This is a genomic window from Gimesia maris, from assembly GCF_008298035.1.
Taxonomy (GTDB): Bacteria; Planctomycetota; Planctomycetia; order Planctomycetales; family Planctomycetaceae; genus Gimesia; species Gimesia maris.
Genome location: NZ_CP042910.1, coordinates 5,345,247 through 5,365,704 on the forward strand (window position 1 = coordinate 5,345,247; position 20,458 = coordinate 5,365,704).

At 54.2% G+C, this 20,458-nt stretch carries 7 protein-coding genes; 6 read left to right on the forward strand and 1 reads right to left on the reverse strand.

Going from position 1 to position 20,458, the window contains the following annotated elements; genetic code table 11:
- The first annotated feature begins 376 nt into the window (after positions 1–376).
- From pglW to GmarT_RS19735, 6 genes are all read left to right on the forward strand, one after another.
- Entirely contained in the window at positions 377–4,594 is a 4,218-nt protein-coding gene (gene pglW / locus GmarT_RS19710; RefSeq protein ID WP_002646771.1) for a BREX system serine/threonine kinase PglW, read from the forward strand.
- A 556-nt stretch (positions 4,595–5,150) separates the two neighbouring features.
- Positions 5,151–8,888, forward strand: coding sequence for a BREX-2 system adenine-specific DNA-methyltransferase PglX (pglX, locus tag GmarT_RS19715; protein WP_002646769.1), 3,738 nt, complete (start codon positions 5,151–5,153; stop codon positions 8,886–8,888).
- 268 nt (positions 8,889–9,156) lie between these two features.
- Positions 9,157–12,861: a DUF6079 family protein gene (locus tag GmarT_RS19720; protein WP_002646768.1), complete on the forward strand. Its 3,705-nt coding sequence runs from the start codon at positions 9,157–9,159 to the stop codon at positions 12,859–12,861.
- Complete coding sequence (gene pglZ, locus GmarT_RS19725) at positions 12,858–15,563, forward strand: BREX-2 system phosphatase PglZ (RefSeq protein WP_002646767.1); 2,706 nt, start codon at positions 12,858–12,860, stop codon at positions 15,561–15,563. The genes GmarT_RS19720 and pglZ overlap by 4 nt, the downstream gene beginning before the upstream one ends.
- A 6-nt stretch (positions 15,564–15,569) precedes the next feature.
- Positions 15,570–16,886, forward strand: a complete 1,317-nt coding sequence (brxD, locus tag GmarT_RS19730) for a BREX system ATP-binding protein BrxD (RefSeq protein ID WP_002646766.1) — start codon at positions 15,570–15,572, stop codon at positions 16,884–16,886.
- 69 nt (positions 16,887–16,955) lie between these two features.
- Positions 16,956–19,061: a DEAD/DEAH box helicase gene (locus GmarT_RS19735; protein ID WP_044238083.1), complete on the forward strand. Its 2,106-nt coding sequence runs from the start codon at positions 16,956–16,958 to the stop codon at positions 19,059–19,061.
- 623 nt (positions 19,062–19,684) lie between these two features.
- Here the strand turns inward: GmarT_RS19735 and GmarT_RS19740 are convergent.
- Positions 19,685–20,344 carry a tetratricopeptide repeat protein gene (locus GmarT_RS19740; protein WP_187782311.1) on the reverse strand — a complete coding sequence of 220 codons (660 nt, stop codon included), beginning with the start codon at positions 20,342–20,344 and terminating at the stop codon, positions 19,685–19,687.
- Between the last annotated feature and the right edge of the window lie 114 nt (positions 20,345–20,458).

Sequence of the window (20,458 nt, forward strand, 5' to 3'; positions counted from 1 at the left end):
GTGACTGGTTTCATTAAAGAGTGATAAAACCAGTCCCATTTAATCTCTTCCTTCTCACTGAATTGAAAATACACAACCACAGTACCCAAATGTATACAACCTTTCCAGATAACAGAGCTACAGAGACTAACATAAAAACAATGTATTCCATGCAATGCTTCTTTTTGGTGAGGGGATGGTTTCGGTGTGCAACTTAAAATCAGCAATTTGTCAGCAATCGACTGATTGAAAACCGTAACCTGAACTGGTATGGTGAGGTGTAAATATGTTCGAGCAAATTCACCCTGAAACAATCCGTGCTTTCAGCTCGGAACTTCCTCTCTGAACTTGAATTAACTCACTGTTTTTCAAAGAGTCAACAGACGCGATTCCAATAATGGCCGAGGCAGACAACTGGACAACCGTTACTGAATCAAAGTTTTCCTGGGAAAGGGAAGCCCTTGACTATGTGCGTAGTCAGTTTCCTAAATTTGCGCCCTACCGCGCCTGGTCTAATTTCGAATTCATCGCCGATGATGGAAGTATCAATGAGGTCGATCTGCTTGTCTTCTCGCCCCAGGGATTTTTTCTCATCGAGATCAAAAGCAGTCCCGGCAGACTCCAGGGCGATGCAGGCACCTGGACCTGGGAACGGGACGGCAAGCGATACCCGGTCGATAATCCGCTCATCGCCACCAACCTCAAAGCCAAAAAACTCAGTTCGCTGCTGCAGAAACAGAAGGCGCTCAAAAACAGAGGCCGCCTCCCGTTCATCGAGCCCCTCGTTTTCTGCTCAGCCGCCGGTCTGCAGTGTGAATTGAAAGGCAATGCCCGCGCCAAGGTCTGCCTCCGCGATCGGGAAGAACCGAAACGTCCCGGCATCATGGCTGCCATCTCGCGCCGTGAATGCCCCGGACTCGATTCCCATCTCAAAGGCACCCACGATACCCCCATGTCCAATGCCGTGGGACAGGCCCTCAACCAGGCCGGCATTCGCCCCTCGCAGAAAAGTCGAAAGGTCGGCGACTATCTGCTGAAACAGATCATCGGCGAAGGTCCCGGCTATCAGGACTGGAGTGCCGAACATACCGCGCTGGAAAATTCCAAACGCCGCGTCCGCCTCTATCTCGTTAGAAATGAAGCGACCCCGGAGGATCGCGACACGGTTCAGAGAGCGGCCCTCCGCGAATACCAGATCCTTGAGACTCTCGAACATCCGGGCATCCTGCGCGTGAATAACTTCACCGAGCACGAACTCGGCCCGGCACTTCTCTTCGAACACGATCCGCTCAGCATGCGCCTCGATCACTTTCTCGCCAGGCAGAAAGATCAGCTTGATATCGCAACTCAACTCGATCTCATCAGGCAACTCGCAGAAGCCATGCAGTACGCGCACGAGAAAAAAGTCGTCCATCGCGGCCTCTGTCCGCAAAGCATCCTCGTCACATCCATCAATTCTGAGCACCCTCGCCTCAAGGTCTTCAACTGGCAGCTCAGCTATCGTGAAAGCAGTACATCCACAAAAGTCTCCCGCGCCGTCAGCGCGACTTCCCACGTCGATCGACTGGTAGAAGACGCCGCCACCGCTTACATGGCTCCAGAGATACTCACCGATTCCCAGACCAGTACCGGAGAACACCTCGATGTCTTCTCGCTGGGAACCATCGCCTATCAGATCTTTTCCGGGTTACCCCCAGCCGCCAATGCCCTCGAACTCAGCGAGAAACTTCGTGAAACCAAGGGGCTGCAGATCAGTTCGGTCCTGAATGGCGCCAGTGAATGGCTGCAGGAAATGATCCGCTCGGCTACCAACCCGGTCGTCCCTGATCGCACCGGCTCCATCGTTGATTTCCTGGAAATGCTCGACGAAGTCGAGAACGAACTCACCTCACCCGATCATGAACAACTCGAGGACCCGACCCGCGCGAAGATTGATGATATCCTCCCCGGCGGTTACAAAATCCTGCGCAGGCTCGGTCACGGCGCCTGTTCCGTCGCCTTCCTCGTCGAACTCGATCAGCAGGACTTTATCCTCAAAGTCGCCAGCGAAACCAGGCACAACGATCGACTCCGCGCCGAAGCCGAACTGCTCAGTCGACAGGAAATGCGACACACCAACATCGTCGATTTTGTCGATGCGGTCCAGCTCGGCAACCACTTTGGTTTCCTCATGCGTCCCGTCTATACAGAACGGGGCAAACGACTGATTGAAACCCTCGGCCAGCGGCTGCGTAAAGATGGACGACTCCACATCGACCTGCTCCAGCGGTTCGGCGACGACCTGCTCCAGGTGGTCAACCATCTTGAAGAACAGGGCATCCCGCACCGCGATATCAAACCCGATAACATCGCTGTCGGCATGGTCGGGCGCGGCAGTAAACTGCATCTGGTTCTCTTCGATTTCTCACTTTCGAAAACTCCCGCGGAAAATATCCGCGCCGGTACGACCGGCTACCTCGAACCACTGCTCCCCCTGCGCGAACCGGCCCCGCCCCGCTGGGACCTGCACGCCGAACGTTATGCCGCCGCTGTCACACTCTACGAACTCGCGACAGGCACGCTCCCCGTCTGGGGGGATGGAGTCACCACCGCCATCTATCTGCCGACTGACACCGAAATCACCATCGATGCCGAACTCTTCGATCTCGCGCTCCGCGAATCCCTCACTGAGTTCTTCACACAGGCCTTCCGCCGCAATATCGACCAGCGGTTCGACAACGCTGAAGAAATGCTCCGCGCCTGGCGCAACTGCTTTGAAGGCATCGATGAACCCGGAGCCCTCTCCGATCACGCCGATGAAACCAGGCTCCAGGAACTCCTCGCCGACGCCGAATTCGAAACGCAGATTCCCGAACTCGGACTCGGTTCCCGCTCGGCGAATGCCCTCGACCGCGCGAACATTCTGACCGTCGAAGATCTGCTCACCGTACCCATGCGGCGGCTCATGCGTCTCCGCGGCGTCGGAAATAAAACACGCCGCGAAATCACGTCAGCCGTCAAAATTCTCCGCGATCGTCTGGGCAAACCCGATCGAGATCCCAGCTCCCTCAGCGATCCGGAATCTACTCAAACTGAACCGGTGGCCGTCGAACATCTCAGTCTCGACCTGCTCGTCAGTCGCCTCCTGAATACCGGTGCCCGCGATGGTGAGAATTTCCAGCGCGGCGTGCGACTGCTGCTCGGACTCGATCCCGCACTCCAGGATCCCTGGCCCAGCCAGGCCGAGATTGCGCGAGAGCTGGACGTCACCCGCGCCCGTGCCGGTCAGATTGTAACCAGACTGCAGGACCGCTGGAGCAAAGACGCCGCACTCACGCGGCTCCGCGCCGATCTGGCGGAAATGCTCGCTGTTCAATCCGGCGTCATGTCAATCCGGGAACTGGCCGAAGCCCTGATCGTCGCCCGCGGCTCCTCGGAAGAACTCTTGCAGAAAACCGCGCACGCCTGCGCCGTCATCCGCGCGGCTGTAGAAGTTGAACGCACCATGACCGAACCCCGGTTCCTGGTGCGGCGTGAAAATCAGAGCATCCTCATCGCCGCTCATACCGAGTTCGCTACCTGGGCCCGCAAACTGGGCGTCATCGCCGATCAGCTGGCCGACGAAGACCCGCTGCTCGCCCCCGCCCGCATCCTCGAACGCCTGCAGGAAGTCACACCCCCCGACGATCTGCTCATTCCCGATGCCCGCCTCGTCCGCCTGGCAGCGGAAGTCTCTGATCACGCGGCCCTCTCCAGTCGGCAGGAACTCTATCCGCGCAACATGGATCCCGTCCGCGCACTCAAGCTCTCACAGGGCGCACTGCTGGGACAGCGAAAACTGACCGTCGCCCAGATCCAGGAACGGGTCGCCGGGCGTTACCCAGATGCCAGCCCCCTCCCCGATCGGCCGCTGCTCAACAACCTGCTCGATCAGGCCGGCTTCGATCTCAAATGGGAACCCAGCGACGAAGATCCCCCCGGCTGTTATTTCAGCCGACAACCCAACCAGATCACACTCACCAGCAGCAATACCTCCCGGCAGCGGCGCTCCTCGCTCCCCAGCGATCCGGGTGAGATCACTCCCGAACTGGCCGACGCCCGTCAGTTTGAAGAACGCCTGCAGCGCAATCTGCAGGAAGGTTCGTTTCTGACACTGCTCGTCGGGCCCCGCGAGTTCGAGACCGCCCTCGCCGAACTCACCCGTCGCTTCCCGCTGGAACTGGTCGACCTCGAAGGCCTGCTCATCGAGGCCCTCAGGGAAACCGCCTCCCAGGCCGGCGTCAACTGGGAACTGGTCCTGCAGACCGATGCCCGCCCGCAGAGCGGCGACTGGGACAAACTCAAGCTGCTCGTCAACCGGGCTGTGCCTGTGGTGGAACAGAAACTTAAACACGCCGACAAAACCATGCTGATGATCTACCCCGGCCTGCTCGCCCGCTACGATCAGATGGAACTGCTCAGCCAGCTCTCACAACAGGTCGGTCGGCCCAACGGCATCCACGGACTCTGGCTCCTGCTCCCCGGCGACAGCCAGGCCCTCATCGACGGCAAACCGGTCCCTTTAATCGGCCCCGGTCAACGTACCCGTATCCCCCGCAGCTGGTTAAAGAATATTCACCGGGAGGACGCATCATGAACTACATTTACCCCCGGTACATAAAAAAAGGGAGGCCCTCGGGCCCCCCTCATCAATATCAACAGAATCATAGGTCCAGTTCCTATTTATCCTTTTTCCAGAGACTATATATCGTGAGTATCAGCGATACGATCGCCATACCAAATTCCAGATATTCCATGGGAATATTCTCATGTTGAGAGGAGACCATTTACATCTCTACCGTTTAGAGAAAACTCCTCACAATTAAGAGAGTGTCATTTCCATAATTCTCAGAACCCGATTTCAAAATAATTTGAGTTGAAACAACACTGTGATAGACCAGCCAGATTCAGAGAACGGTAAGCTGACCCGGGCAAAAACGGACCGTTTCCGCAGTGTTACCATTGACCTTGTTTTCAGGAACATTGAAAGTAATAAAGACGAAATTAGCCGCAGGGCGTTAGCCCCGGTTGAAACGATTTTGTTATCTGTCATCCAAATCAGGAAACACGACCAGCCCGGTGGTGTGTCTTTGATCTGAACCATTCGAATTAAGCGACACTAACAAGTATTTTTTAAGTAGATAAAACACCCAATGATTAACCGCAGTGCTCTCCTCTCCGATCTGCAAAAACTCCTCAAACGGCTCGAAGCCGATCTGCTCGAACGCAGTGAATCGGCGGACGTGCCTGCGGTCGGGGAGACGCTGCGCGCCGAGTATGAACAGGCACGTCAGGCAGAGCGGACCGCCCAGAACTATGAAGACTGGCGGAACGACGCCATTACGCAGGCGGCGGCTGCCTGGGTGCTCTCGGCGGTCTTCGTACGGTTTCTGGAAGACAATCGGCTCATCGAGCCCCCCCGTTTCTCCGGGCCCGGCGATCAGCTGCAGCGGGCCCGCGATGAACGCGAACTCTATTTCCGCACGCATCCCACCGAAACCGATCGCGAATACCTGCTCGCCGTCTTCGATGAACTCGCCACGCTGCCCGGCACGCGCGAGGTTTTCAGCGAACACAACCCGCTCCGCGAACTCCCGCAGTGGCTCTCCGGGGACGCCGCGGGCGAACTGCTCGACTTCTTCCAGAAAATCGACGCCAACGCCGGCGGACTCGTCCACGACTTTACCGACGCCGACTGGGACACCCGCTTCCTGGGTGACCTCTACCAGGACCTCTCCGAAGCGGCCCGCAAGAAATACGCCCTGCTGCAGACCCCCGAGTTCGTCGAAGAATTCATCCTCGACCGCACCCTCGAACCCGCGCTCGACGAGTTCGGCCTCGACGCGCCTCCCGTCAATGATCCGCAGGGCCATCCCGTCACGCAAGCCGGCTTCCGCATGATCGACCCGGCCTGCGGCAGCGGCCACTTTCTGCTCGGCACCTTCCCCCGCCTGCTCGACCGCTGGTTCCGCCAGCAGCCCGGCGGCAAAGTCCGCGACCTCGTGCAGAAGACCCTCGACAGCATTCACGGCGTCGACGTCAACCCCTACGCCATCGCCATCGCCCGCTTCCGCCTGCTCCTCAAAGCCATGCAGGCCTGCGACATTCACCAGCTCAAAAACGCCCCCGCCTTCACGCTCCACCTGGCCTGCGGCGACTCACTGCTCCACAGCCCCCTCCGCGGTGGACAGCAGGTCTTCGACTTCGAACTGACGAGCGACGACGCCGAATGCGAACACGCCTACCAGAGCGAAGACCTCCCCGCCCTCAAACAGACGCTCCGCTCCGGCATCTACCACGCCGTCGTCGCCAATCCACCGTACATCACGGTGAAAGATAAACAACTGAATCAACGCTATCGCTCACGTTTCAAGTCATGTCACCGTCAGTATTCGCTGGCCGTTCCTTTCATGGAACGCATCTTTCAACTGGCTGCTGAGGGAGGCTTCACGGGACAGATCACCGCCAACAGCTTCATGAAACGGGAATTCGGCAAAAAACTGATCGAACAGTTCCTCCCGCAGATCGATCTGACGCACGTTATCGACACTAGCGGCGCGTACATCCCGGGCCACGGCACCCCCACCGTGATCCTCTTCGGCCGTCACCGCAAACCGGTCACCAGCACGATCCGCACTGTCATGGGCATCCGTGGCGAACCGAGTACGCCAAAAAATCCGGCCCAGGGATTCGTTTGGTCTGCCATCGTCAATCAAATTGACCACGTCGATTCAGAAAGCGAATTCATGAGTGTCGCGGATTCAGACCGGGAACTCTTTCATAAACATCCCTGGTCAATCACAGGGGGGGGAGCATCAGAGCTAAAAGAAATAATAGAGAATAGAACTTCTAGTGAATTACAAAACTTGATTTCAGAGATAGGTGCAAGTGTAGTAACAAGAGAAGATGATGTTTATCAGACTGGAAAATCAACCCTTAGTAGAAAAAGGATTTCAACATTTCAATCACGTGCGCTTATTGATGGTGAACATGTTCGGGATTGGGCTATCGATGGATTTGAATTAGGCATTTGGCCATACAATCCAGAAACATTCAATCCCTTTGAAGATCAAGAACAGCACCGTTATCTTTGGCCTTACCGGTCAGGGTTATCAAGTCGAATTGCATTTGGTAAATCACAAATAGAACATGGTAAGACCTGGTATGAATATTCTATGTTCTTCAAAGATCGTTTGAGTGGGAATTTCAGGATTGGTCAAGCAGAAGTGGCTACACACAATCATTTCGCTTTAGACCGAGGTGATAAAGTATTTAAACAAACCGCCCCTGTTATTAAATTATCAGAAGAAGCATCCGAAGACGACCATCTGACCTTATTAGGGCTGCTCAACAGTTCGACTGTTGGATTCTGGATGAAACAGGTATGCCATCAGAAACAAATGATGGGAGGCGATGGTATCCGGATCGAATCCAAAGCCAAAGTACCTTACGCATTCAATGCCACTGCCGTTGGCAAATTGCCAATTCCTGAAAGCTGGACCAAAGGAGCATTACGCGACCGACTGTTAGATCTAACACAAGAGATGGACCAAGCCACTATGAAGTTCAGCAATTTAAAAGCTGAAACAGTTCTCTCTGCAGACAACCTCACCAAGGATTCACTTTTAAAAACATGGGAAGAAAATCAGCATCAAAGACAGAAGCTGCGTTCACGTCAGATCTTTTTACAGGAGCAGATCGATTTCACCGTCTACCGAATGTTCGATCTCATACCCGACAGACTGATTGGTGAGGAGACAGATCAAATCGATTTCGATCTTACGGCTGGAGCACGTCCCTTCTGCATTCGTGCTGGTAAGAATGAAGATGGATTTGATGTGCCTGCATCGGTTCCGGAAGACTGGCCAGAAGAAATTCAGGCACTGTGGAACGCGCGTCTCAAAGAACTGGAATCGAATAAGTCACTGCGACTTATCGAGAGTTCCATGTACAAACGACGCTGGATTGGTCGACAAGGTCTGTTCAATCATCAACGTTCAGATAATGAACTACTTGATGCAGCAAAGAACTGGCTGCTGGATCGTCTGGAGCGGTATTTTGATTTTGACGGGCGGATGAATCCCGAGGGGACGCCGACCGCCGAGGTCGACATTCAGCTCATCAGCATCGCCCAGCTGGCCGATATCGCGGGCCGCGATCCGCAGTTCCTGGAGGTCGGCGCGGTGTACCGCGATGACGATGCGTTCGACGTGCAGCGGCTGATCGCCGAACTCGTCCACGCCGAACAGGTCCCCCTGCTCCCCATCCTCCGCTACAAACCCGCCGGTCTCCGCAAACGCGCTGAGTGGGAACAGACCTGGGAACTCCAGCGCCGCGAAGACGCCATCGACGCCCGCACACAGCTCCCCGAGGACGATCCGCAGTACCTGACCGAGGCAGCCGCCCGCGATCTCAAACAGGCCGAGGTGGGCGACATCCCCGTCCCCCCGAAATATAAGAGCAGCGATTTCTTCTCCACCGGCGGCGTCCGCTACTGGGCGCTCCGCGGCAAGCTCGACGTCCCCAAGGAACGCTGGATCAGCTTCCCCCACTGCGAGGGCCCCGACGGCACCCCCGTCATCGCCTGGGCCGGCTACGACCATCTGCAACTCGCCCGCGCCATCAGCGCCTACTTCGTCGAAGTCCAGGAACAGTTCGGCGGCCGCGACGATCCCCGCCTGATCCCGCTGTTAGCATGTCAGATCGAACTACTCCCCTGGCTAAAACAGTGGCACCACGACCTCGACCCCGAATTCAACCAACGCATGGACGAAGTCTTCGCCGGCTTCATCACCGCCGAAGCCAAAGCCCTCGAAATGACATCAGCAGAAATCAAAAACTGGCAACCGCCCAAAAAAGTGAGCAAAGCCAAACGAAAGGCCGGGAAATGATAAATCGCATCGATTTAGCAGAATCGAAAATATCCGCGCCCGAAAACAGGCAGCTGACCTTAATTTCGGATACGATGAAAGCCAGAAAGACCATTAGCCGCAGGGCGTTAGCCCCGGTTCGACTTCCGAAACAGAGACTGCTCTGATGAGCAAACCAGACCACGAACTGGAGCAGTAAATCAGCGACAATCAGAAAACAGTCAGACTGACTTAGCAATAAATCAGCGAAATAAATAACAACATCAACAGTTCAAGCGATACGATACCCATGACACTCATCAAAGAACTCATCGACATCCCCGAGCGTGTGCAGAAGGGGGATTTTGTCTTAAAGCTCTCTGAGGACATTGATCGGCCGGATGTGGTCCTCGATCATTATGTCGTCACGCCTGAGCTGGCGACCTGCTTTGACAGTGCGCTCTCGTTTATCGGCAACTCGGTTCAGAACCGCTCCAGCAAAGCCAGTTACCTGCACGGCAGCTTCGGTTCCGGGAAGAGTCATTTCATGGCGGTCCTGCATCTGATCCTGCAGGGGAACACCGCCGCCCGCAGCATTCCCGAACTGGCGGCCGTCATTCAGAAACACAACGCCTGGCTGGGCGGCAAAAAGTTCCTGCTGGTTCCCTACCACATGATCGGCGCGCACGACATGGAATCGGGCATCCTGGGGAACTACGTCGACTTCATGCGGCGCACGCATCCCGAGGCCCCCACGCCCCCCGTTTATCTTTCTGCCTCACTCATCGAACAGGCGCAGAACGAACGTGAAAACTACGGCGACGAACCCTTTTTCAAACGCCTCAACAATGACCAGGGTGCCAGCAGCGGCGGATGGGGAGACCTGGAAAGCGTCTGGACGGCAGAGTCGTTCGAAGCAGCCGCGGCCGCCGATCCCGATTCGGAACCGCATCTCAAGCTGGTCAGCACGCTGCTTAAGACAGTCGCTTCGTCCCACGCCGAAGTCGTCAGCCAGCGCGGCGGGAACTTTGTCCGTTTCGACAAAGGGCTCTCGCTGATGAGCCAGCACGCCCACAGCCTGGGCTACGATGCGCTGATCCTGTTTCTGGACGAACTGATTCTCTGGCTGGCGACACAATCGGCCGATCTGAGTTTTGTCCGCAGCGAAGCCGCCAAGCTGACCAATCTGGTCGAAGCCCAGTCCGCCGAACGCCCGATCCCCCTGATCAGCTTCGTGGCCCGGCAGCGGGATCTGCGCGAGCTGGTCGGCGATCATGTTCCCGGTGCCGAAAAACTCAGCTTCAGCGATTCGCTCGACTGGCAGCAGGGACGCTTCGACACGATTACCCTGGAAGACCGCAACCTGCCCGCGATCGCTTCCAAACGTGTTCTGCGATGTAAGAATGATTCGGCCCGCAGGGAACTGAATGCCGCCTTCGACAAAACCGCACGGATCAAAGACAACGTCATGAATATTCTGCTGACCCATGAAGGGAACCAGGAGATGTTCCGGCAGGTCTACCCGTTCAGCCCCGCGCTGGTACAGACGCTGATTGGCGTCTCAAGTGTCCTGCAGCGCGAACGAACGGCGCTCAAGGTCATGCTGCAGCTGCTCGTCGATCATCGCGAAACGCTGGAACTGGGCGAGTTGATTCCGGTGGGCGACCTGTTCGATGTCGTCGCGCATGGAGACGAAGCCTTCAGCCCGGAAATGGGGATTCACTTCGACAATGCCAAGCGGCTCTATCATCTCAAGCTGCTCCCGCTGCTCGAAAAAGAACACAACATACATCACGAAGATCTGGAAGACCTGCCTTACAATGACCCCACGCGGAAGGCATTTCGCAACGATGACCGCTTGATCAAAACCCTGCTGCTCTCGGCCCTGGTTCCCAATGTGGAATCACTGCGGGCTTTGAATGCTGAAAAGCTGGCTGCGCTGAATCACGGCACTATCAAAACTCCGATCCCCGGTAAGGAAGCAGCCGAGGTACTCCGTCGCTTCAAGCACTGGTCTGGAAGTGTTGGTGAAATCCGGCTGGGCGATGAAAGCAACCCGACGATCACAGTCCAGCTTTCCGGCGTGGATACCGAAAGCATTATCGAGCAGGTCCGTCGCGAAGACAACCAGGGGAACCGCAGCCGCCTGATCCGGCAGATTCTGTTCGAGCAGCTCGGCATTCAGGGAGAGGGTCAGTTCGAACAGTTTCACGAATTTACCTGGCGGAATACAAAGCGGGTCTGCAATGTGCTGTTCCGTAATATTCGTGAGCTGCCAGATTCATCGCTGGATAATGAAAGCGCCGACTGGAAGCTGGTCATCGATTTTCCCTTTGATGAACCAGGCCATGGACCCCGCGACGACCTGAGCACGCTCCAGCGGTTTATGCAGTCGCATCCGGAAGGAAGTCGTACCCTCTGCTGGGTCCCCTCGTTCTTTACTGCGGATTCCCAAAAGGATGTGGGCATGCTTTACCTGCTGGACTTTCTGATGACCGGTGAGCGTTTCAGCGAGTATTCCAGCCACCTCTCTCCGCAGGATCGTCAGTCGGCAAAAACTATTCTGGAGAGTCAACGGAACCAGTTGAGACAGCGTGTGAAAAATAACCTGGATGCCGCCTACGGTCTGGATCGTCACGCCAGTGAGTCCATCGACAGCACACACGACCTGGAGCTGAACGAACATTATGCCTCTCTGAAACCAGGCTTTACGCCGCAACCACCGGTCGCAGCGAATCTGTCAGGCGCGATGGAGAATCTACTCAGCCAGGCGCTGGAACACGAATTTCCGGCAGCCCCGCTGTTTGAAGGCGAGATCAAAAAGAGTACGCTGAATAAGGTCTATGAACTGATCCTGCCAGCCACGCAGACCACCGATGGTCGACTCGCCATCGACAAAACCCTGCGTCCACTCCTGCGACAGATCGCCGTTCCGCTGCAACTGGGCGAGATGGGCATCGATGCGACGCACTTCGTTCTGGGGCACCACTGGAAATCTCACTTTTCAAAAAAATCAGCCGAGACCGGCAGTGAGCAGTCAGTCACACAACTCCGCAAATGGATCGACGATCCCAAGCCGATGGGGCTTCCGAAAGAAGCGCAGAACCTGGTGATCCTGATTTACGCTGCCCAGACCAGCTGGACTCCCTTTCTGCACGGCGCGCCATTTGAGGCAACTATTGCCAATCTGCCGGATGCCTGTGAACTGCGCCCCATTTCGCTCCCCACAGAAAACGAGTGGCAGCGGGCCCAGGCACTGGCCGCCAGTCTGTTTGGGTATTCCGGTTCCTCCCTGCTGAGTGCCGGAAACGTGAATTCGCTGTCCGAAGCCTGCCAGTCAAAAGCCGTGGAAACCCGCAAAGCCTGTCAATCGTATTGCCAGAATCTGAAGCAGCACATGACCGATCTGGAGATAACAGCCGAATCGACAGATCGGATGCAGACCGCAGTCGCCAGCCAGATCCTGATTGAAAATCTGAGTACTGCCAAACCGGAAGAAATTGTGTCATTGCTGGCAGAAGCCACGATCGTCACCAGCGAAACCGCCATGGGAGAATGCATCAGTAAAGCTGCTCGACTGGAAGGTCAATTGAATGCGACCAACTGGGAATCGTTTGAATTGCTTCAGAAACTGCCACCCAATTTTCATAGTGCCTCGAAACAAATCCTGGTGGATCTGAAAGAAACCATGATGAGTGATGAACATGTACTGGACCTGGGACCGGCTTTGAATACAGCACAGGCGCGTGCCATGCGACTCGTCTCGCAGGCGATTGAAACTCCGCCCACCCCCGAAGGTGAAACTACGACAGCTGAAACACCGACAGACAACGATTCGCCCCCTCTTCCGACATCTGGCGCAGCGGCTCAGATCATCGACCAGGGAACAAAGCAGGGGCTAACGCTCTCAGCAGCAGAGGAGATACTTTCAGAACTCAAAGCTAGACTGAAACCAGCCCAGCAGGCGCGCGTGAATGTCAGCTGGGTGATTGAAGAAGGAGGCAGTCAGAAATGACGCTTACAGCCCCGACATTCAGTCAGATCAAAGCACAGGTCGCGACAATCCAGCAGAAATCATCCCGGGCCGACGTGATTGGTATCCAGTCATCAGGACGCTGGAGTGATGACACGCGCATTCAGGACGGCGACCAGACCTACCTGATCTACCAATGCGATTCCCCCCTGGCCTGCCGTATTGCCATCAGGGAACCGGTGGAGAAAAAAACAACCAAAGTGCTGATCACTGGCCTGGATGAGAACGAACTCGGCGATGATTTACGCTATCGGCTCGCCAAACACAAACTGTTCAATATCGATCCCTGGCAGATGGTCTGTTCCCAGTTCAATGCCCGCAATGTGGATACGCGGCTGACGCATCACCCCTGGCTCGCGGAGACCCTGCTGGAACTGGGATCCCGCCATGGTTTTCCTCCGGCGCGGGGCGGTTTTCTCGATGCCGAATCGGCCTGGTCGTTCTTACTGGAACATCAGATTCAACTGCGGGGGGAAGCGCCTGACCTGACCTCACTTTTGAAATGGACTCTGGACCACACAGCGACACAACATTTCCGTCACAGTACTCCTGAATTCCAGGAAGCAACCATCAAGTGGCTCAGTGAACAGGCAGGTCCCGTCGCGCGATTGATTCTGCAATGTGTGCAGCAGGAGCAATTCCAGCAGGATCCCCTGCCGATCGGAATAGCCATGATTGTCCTGTTCCATCAAGAGGCCCAAGGCAAACTGGAGAAAGCGTGCGGAAAGTTCGAAGGACGATATTTCAAGAATCACTCCCCAGAGCCGGAACTGATGCAGCGCTGGATTTCGTCCGCCCGTGAGGTAGTCCGTTCACTGCAGCATGCTGCTCCTAAGCGACATCGCCAGATTGTTCAGCGCTCAGATGAGATCCTGAAAGAACTCTCTGCAGAGAAGTATGCCTATCTGAGTCATTCGTCCCTGCTCGGTTTCGAGCAACGGTTAATTCGCTTTGGCGAAACCCTGTCGGATATGGTAAGCCGGAACTCCTGGAGTGAAATCAGTGTGCTCCAGGAACTGAGCGAGTCTGTCCGGAAACATGATCTGGCGAACCAGGATCCTCGACAGCTGGAACGGCTGGAGATGTCATTGCGTCTGGTACGCTGGCTGCGCGAAGAGAGCCAGTCTCACCAAAAGGATCCACAGTCACTGGGAGCGGCTGCCCGCTTCCAGCTGGAAACGGGTGGCTTTCTTGACTGGGCACGTCTCCAGTTGCGGCACGGTGATGCGGTAGAAGTTTTATCGCAGGCCTATCTGCAACTTTTTGAGAAGGTCACACAGGTCCGCGAACGACAGGCACAGCATGTTTCTCAGTTACTGGCGGACTGGACTTCAGCTGGTTCGAAGGGAAATGATGTCATACCAGTCGAACAGATCCTGGAACAGATCGTCGCCCCGCTGGCTGCAGAACAGCCAGTGTTGTTAATCGTCATTGACGGCATGAGTGTAGCCGTCTGTCGTGAACTACTCAGTAATCTCACTCGACACGAGTGGGTAGCACTGGCAGAACCGAATCACCGCTTCAACCGTCCCGCCATGGCAGTGATACCCTCTGTGACCGAATTCTCCCGGACCAGCCTGCTGACAGGAAAATTGAAACAGGGAGGTCAAAACGAAGAAAAAAAGGGATTCCAAAATCACCCTCAACTCACAGGCAGCAACAAAAATGCACAGCCTCCGCTGCTGTATCATAAAGCAGGGCTGCAGGGACCTGATCAAAGTGATCTGGCGGGAGACCTGCGAAAAGAAATCGCTTCTTCACGAAGTGTGGTAGGCGTCATAGTGAATGCCGTGGATGATAATTTACTCAAAGGGGAACAGCTTGATACGCGCTGGTCTCGCGAACAGATCCAGGTCCTGCCCACCCTGTTACACGAAGCCCGCAATGCCAGCCGCCTGGTAGTACTAGTCAGCGATCATGGTCATGTGCTCGACTGCCAGACACAACACAGACCGGGCACCGATGAAACCACGGGAGGCGAACGCTGGAGACCGGCAGGTGTGTCACCGACAGAGGGCGAGACACTGATTTCAGGCAGTCGAGTCTTAAGTGCAGGGCAGAAACTGGTGGCCCCCTGGAGCGAACGCATCCGCTACACCATGAAGAAAAACGGTTACCATGGCGGTCTGTCACCACAGGAAATGATTGTGCCGATCGTGGTACTGTCCAGTACAGATGAAATCCCGACGGGCTGGAGTGAACAACCCATCGATACACCGGCCTGGTGGGATGAAGTTTTACCTGAGATCGAAGAAATTAAACCGGCAGCGCCCGCCAAACCAAAACGGAAGCCAGTCTCCAAAACGCCAATGCTGTTTAATGACCTCGAAGACGAACCGGAAACATCTGCCCCCGCAGAAGCACCAGCAGTACCTGCGTGGATTCAGAGTTTACTGAAAAGCCCGGTTTTTAAAGATCAGAAACGTCTGGGTGGACGACATCTTCCCGATGATGCCACCTTTACCCGTCTGCTGCATGCCCTGGACCGACGGGAGGGAACAATGACACTGCGAGCACTGACGCGCGCACTCGAAGCACCTCCAATGCGAATGCGGGGTATCCTGGCAAAAACCGAACGCGTGCTGAACGTAGACGGTTACGATGTCATTCGCTACGACGAAACATCCGATACCGTAGAGCTCCAGCGTGATCTGCTACTCAAACAATTTGGTCTGGAGGACTAGGCTACCATGATCAGTCCCCGGCGCAGAGAAGAAATTATTGACGCCCTCAGGCGTGGTACCGTCCCCCAGAACAGTCTCGATGCATTTGCCGTCGGTCTCGATCATTTTGAACCGGCACTCAAAGAAGAACTGGAGAAAGTTGCTTCCTCAGGCGGAGTATTTAAGGCAGTCCGAGGTGAATACGGCTGCGGAAAAACATTCTTCTCACGCTGGCTCGCAGATCAGGCACGCAAACAGGGATTTGCCTCGGCGGAAGTCCAGGTCTCGGAAACGGAGACACCCCTGCATCGCCTGGAAACAGTCTATCGCAGGCTGATGGAACGGCTTTCCACAGCAGGGACTCCCCAGGGTGCCTGGCGAAATATTGTCGATGGCTGGTTCTATGCACTTGAGGAAGATGTCCTGTCTGAAGGACAGATTGACGAAGCAGATCAGCAGGCCCTGCTGGAGCGCACGAACGAGTTGCTGGAACAGCGACTGGCCAAGGTTACCGATATCACGCCGACTTTCAGCTCAGCCTTGCGAGGTTATCGCCGGGCACAGGTGGCAGGCGAAAGAGCAATCGCGGACGGTATTCTGGCCTGGCTGGCCGGGCAACCGAATGTGTCTGCCTCGGCCAAACGGTATTGTGGCGTGAAGGGTGATATAGACCATTTTGGCGCATTGAGTTTTCTCCAGGGAGTCTTGACTGTTCTGCGTGATTCCGGACATCCGGGACTGCTGTTGATTCTGGATGAAGTGGAAACCATTCAACGTGTGCGCAGCGATGTACGGGATAAAAGTCTTAATGCACTGCGTCAGTTGATTGACGAAGTCGATTCGGGTCGTTTTCCCGGACTCTATCTGTTGGTAACAGGCACACCTGCCTTTTACGAAGGTCCTCAGGGAATTCAACGACTGGAACCGCTGGCCCAACGTTTGCATGTCGACTTCCAGACCGATGCCCGATTTGACAATCCCCGCGCCCCACAAATTCGCCTTCCGGCCTTCAGCCTCGAACGTCTCTGCCTGGTAGGATGTAAGGTTCGAGATATCTACCAGCAGCACGCACAGGCCTCAGAACGGATTGCAGAGTTGTGTGATGACAGCTATGTGCAGGAACTGGCCCAGGCAGTGGCCGGTAAACTGGGTGGAAAAGTGGGAGTGGCTCCCCGGATCTTTCTGAAAAAGCTGGTGGCGGACATCCTCGACCGCATCGACCAGTTCGACGATTTCAAACCGCACGAACATTACACGCTGACGATGACCGATTCAGAATTAACCACCGTCGAACGCCAGGCCGCTGGTGCTACGGATATAGATCAGATCGAACTCGAGTTATAGAAATGGGTCTGAAAGAACAGCCGAATAAATAAATTATTAAAAATGATTTCAGAAAAATAAAGAGTGACATTGAGCAGTTTTGACCTTCTCCATCCAGCTTTGCAGCATCACATTGTTAACAGTCTTGGCTGGCGGGAACTGCGTCCGTTTCAGGAAGCAGTCATACCGCAGATCCTGGCAGGCAAACATCTGATAGTCCTCGCGCCCACAGCAGGAGGAAAAACGGAAGCCGCCTTTTTTCCGGTTGTCTCCCGGATGCTCACGGAAGAATGGAACGGCCTGAGCGTGCTTTATATCTGTCCCATTAAGGCGCTGCTCAATAATCTTGACGTCCGTCTGGAAGGCTACTGTCGCCTGCTGGGAAGACGCTCTGCGTTATGGCACGGCGATGTGAAGCCTTCAGCACGTAAAAAGATCCTGCGCGAACCGCCCGACTGTCTGTTGACAACTCCTGAATCACTGGAGGTGATGCTGGATTCCCCGAATGTTGATGCACAGCGGCTGTTTGGTAATCTTCAGGTTGTCATCATTGATGAAATTCATGCCTTCGCCGGAGATGATCGAGGTTGGCATCTGCTCTCTGTCCTGGAACGGATTTCACGAATTGCAGGTCGGGAACTACAGCGCCTGGGACTTTCCGCAACCGTAGGCAATCCTGAAACACTGGTTGACTGGCTGGCAGGTTCCTGCAAGGGGCCGCGCGACGTGTTTTTGCCGCTTGCTTCCGGTTCAGATGCTGCAGATGTCCAACTGGATTATGTCGGCTCACTCTCCAATGCAGCTGTCGTCATTTCCCGCCTGCACCGTGGTGAGAAGCGACTGGTGTTTGTCGACAGTCGTGCCCGGGCCGAACAACTGGCCGCCGAACTCCGGCGTCTGGAAATTACGACTTTTGTGACGCACAGCTCCCTCAGCCAGGAACAGCGGAAACAGGCCGAAGAGGCTTTCGCTTCCCGAGATGACTGCGCGATCGTCGCCACCAGTGTCCTTGAACTGGGCATTGATGTAGGAAACCTGGATCGAGTAATTCAGATCGACTCTCCTCCTACTGTCTCCAGTTTCCTGCAAAGAATGGGGCGCACCGGGCGTCGCGCAGGGACACTGCGTAACTGTCTGTTTCTGGCAACTAAGGAAGAAATGCTGATTCAAGCGGCGGCTTTGATCGATCTCTGGTCCACAGGTTATGTTGAACCGGTACAGCCACCATCTCTGCCTTACCATATTCTAGCTCAACAATTGATGGCTTTGATCCTGCAGGAGAGTGGCATTGGTCAAAGAGACTGGTTTTCCTGGCTGAGTGGCGTTTCAGGATTTCAGTCAATATCCCCCAGTCAGGTTGATCAACTGGTATCATCGATGTTGGAACGCGGTATCCTGTGGGAAGATTCTGGTATTTTAGGAATGGGACAGTCAGGGGAAGAAACATACGGTCGACGTAATTTCATGGAACTGTTTTCCGTGTTCCTTTCCCCCCCTCTTTTTTCGGTATTGTACGGAAGACAGGAACTGGGTTATGTCGATGAAATGACCTTTCTCAGCAAACAGGAAGGGCCACGAATTTTACTGTTAGGTGGGCGGGCATGGCAGGTCAATCACATCGACTGGCAAAGACGAAAAGCCTACGTGGAACCAACTGAATCAAAGGGAAGAACACGCTGGCAAGGCTCAGGACAGGGACTGAACTTTCAAATGGCACAGTCCATGAAACAGATTCTGTCTACAGATTTAAATCGTGATTACCTGTCACAACGGGCCACTCAATACCTCACAGATATTCGTGAAGAATACGCCTGGCTGGACCCAGCTTCTTCGATTGCCATACAAACTGGGGGCCAGGAAGTCGAGTGGTGGACTTATGCAGGTTCTCAGGTCAATGCAACTCTGGCGCGGCAGCTCTCTCAACAGACTCGACATGATGTCCAGTTTGACAGTTTCACACTGACATTTCACCAGACACTGAAACTGCAGGACATCGAAGTCGCGATCAAAGCGGTCTGTCAACGAGATCCTAATGAAATGTATCCATCTATTGAAGAGCAAGCGATCGACGGACTGAAGTTTTCAGAATGCCTCCCGCGGGAGCTAGCAATCGAAATGTTGGAGCACAGACTGCAAGACAGTGAATCCACCCAGAAACTCTTCCAGCAACCAGTCAGGTTTGTGATTCAGCAGTAAATTTTTGAGGAACATCGACGTTAAGGACGCGTTCATAAGATAGTGTGCACAACAAAAACCATTGTGCGATATAACTTTATGTAATGCTTACCCTTAGTTTAAAGCTGACGCGATCTCCGCTTGGTCGTGTCAGCAAGGTTGCCGAGAAATCTTCCGCGATGAATTATGCTCTCGCATTAATAGCCATGACTGGACTCAGTTAACTATCAAAACGTATTTTTATTCGATCATGCAGCGCATACTAATCGCATGGTTAGCCATGAGTTCACGACAGGCTGTTGCACTAACAGTCCCAAGCCCATTTAGGTACAGACTTTTGCCTTTGAAAGCTGCTAATGTCGACAGTACGTTGTCAGGGGCATTATTGATATTTTGCAGAGTAACATATCCCTCATGTGATGCAATTAACTCTGCCTGCTCTTGGTTGAGTTCCCTAATATTATCAAGCTTCAGATTTGGAATGGCTAAAAGCTCTCTAAGTGAATCCAGCGAAAGTAAACTTTTGGGGTAAGATACTTGACTCCAGCGGACAAGAGTTTCGCCTGGTTTGCCGTAAGTTCGGTCTGCACTCTCATCTTATTGAAACTCAGGTACCCTCCCCTGTCTCTTGAGTTTAGGTGAGATCATTCATCCAGTTTCCGCAAATACACCCCTGCTTCAAGATGGCCTGTTGATCTTAAACAATGGAGCCGCCGTCTCGCCTCTTCAATATCCTGTGGCACACCGATACCATCCCGATAAAATAGGGCAAGTGTAAGTTGCGAGTGACACAATCCGTTTTCAGCAGCACGTGATATCCAATGAAACGCTTGATTATAATCAGATCTTGGCAAGCTCCATGAATTCAAAAAAAAGATGCCAATGGCATGCATCGCAGGTGAGAATTCCTGATTAGCCGATGCAAGAAACCAATTGAATGCCGAAGAATAATCTTTTCGTTTTAAGAATATGCAGGCATACTCATATTGAGAATATCTACATCCAGATTCGGCTCCCAATCGGAATAACGATTTGCTTGCAGCGTTTGCTTCCGACGCTAATGGCGGAACATAAATCTCTGGATATGCGCGAACTTTATTCTTCCAAGGAGCTTGAGTCTGGCATGCTATCCCTAAAAGCCAGTAATAACTTGGTTGTTCAGTTTTGGCTAACAGCCTCCACGACTTATGCCCCATTGCGTAATTGGCATCCAACCAGTCATAAATAGACATCTCATCTTCCGACCGTTGAAAGTAGTAAGCCTCAGCTAGCTGATTAACCCGATCGATTGCTGATTCCGACATAACAAATGTCTCCATCACTATTCTTTTTGTTCGTGTTTTTATTTGAGTCAGAAGTCTTATTTATTTGTAATGCCTGTCTTTGAAATACGGGAGTTCCACTACTCAGGCCCCCAC

Bases quoted from the DNA above. Each gene is read 5' to 3' on its own strand.
- brxD (WP_002646766.1), top strand. From the start codon at position 15,570: ATGATCAGTCCCCGGCGCAGAGAAGAAATTATTGACGCCCTCAGGCGT.
- GmarT_RS19740 (WP_187782311.1), bottom strand. From the start codon at position 20,344: ATGTCGGAATCAGCAATCGATCGGGTTAATCAGCTAGCTGAGGCTTAC.
- pglX (WP_002646769.1), top strand. From the start codon at position 5,151: ATGATTAACCGCAGTGCTCTCCTCTCCGATCTGCAAAAACTCCTCAAA.
- pglW (WP_002646771.1), top strand. From the start codon at position 377: ATGGCCGAGGCAGACAACTGGACAACCGTTACTGAATCAAAGTTTTCC.
- GmarT_RS19720 (WP_002646768.1), top strand. From the start codon at position 9,157: ATGACACTCATCAAAGAACTCATCGACATCCCCGAGCGTGTGCAGAAG.
- pglZ (WP_002646767.1), top strand. From the start codon at position 12,858: ATGACGCTTACAGCCCCGACATTCAGTCAGATCAAAGCACAGGTCGCG.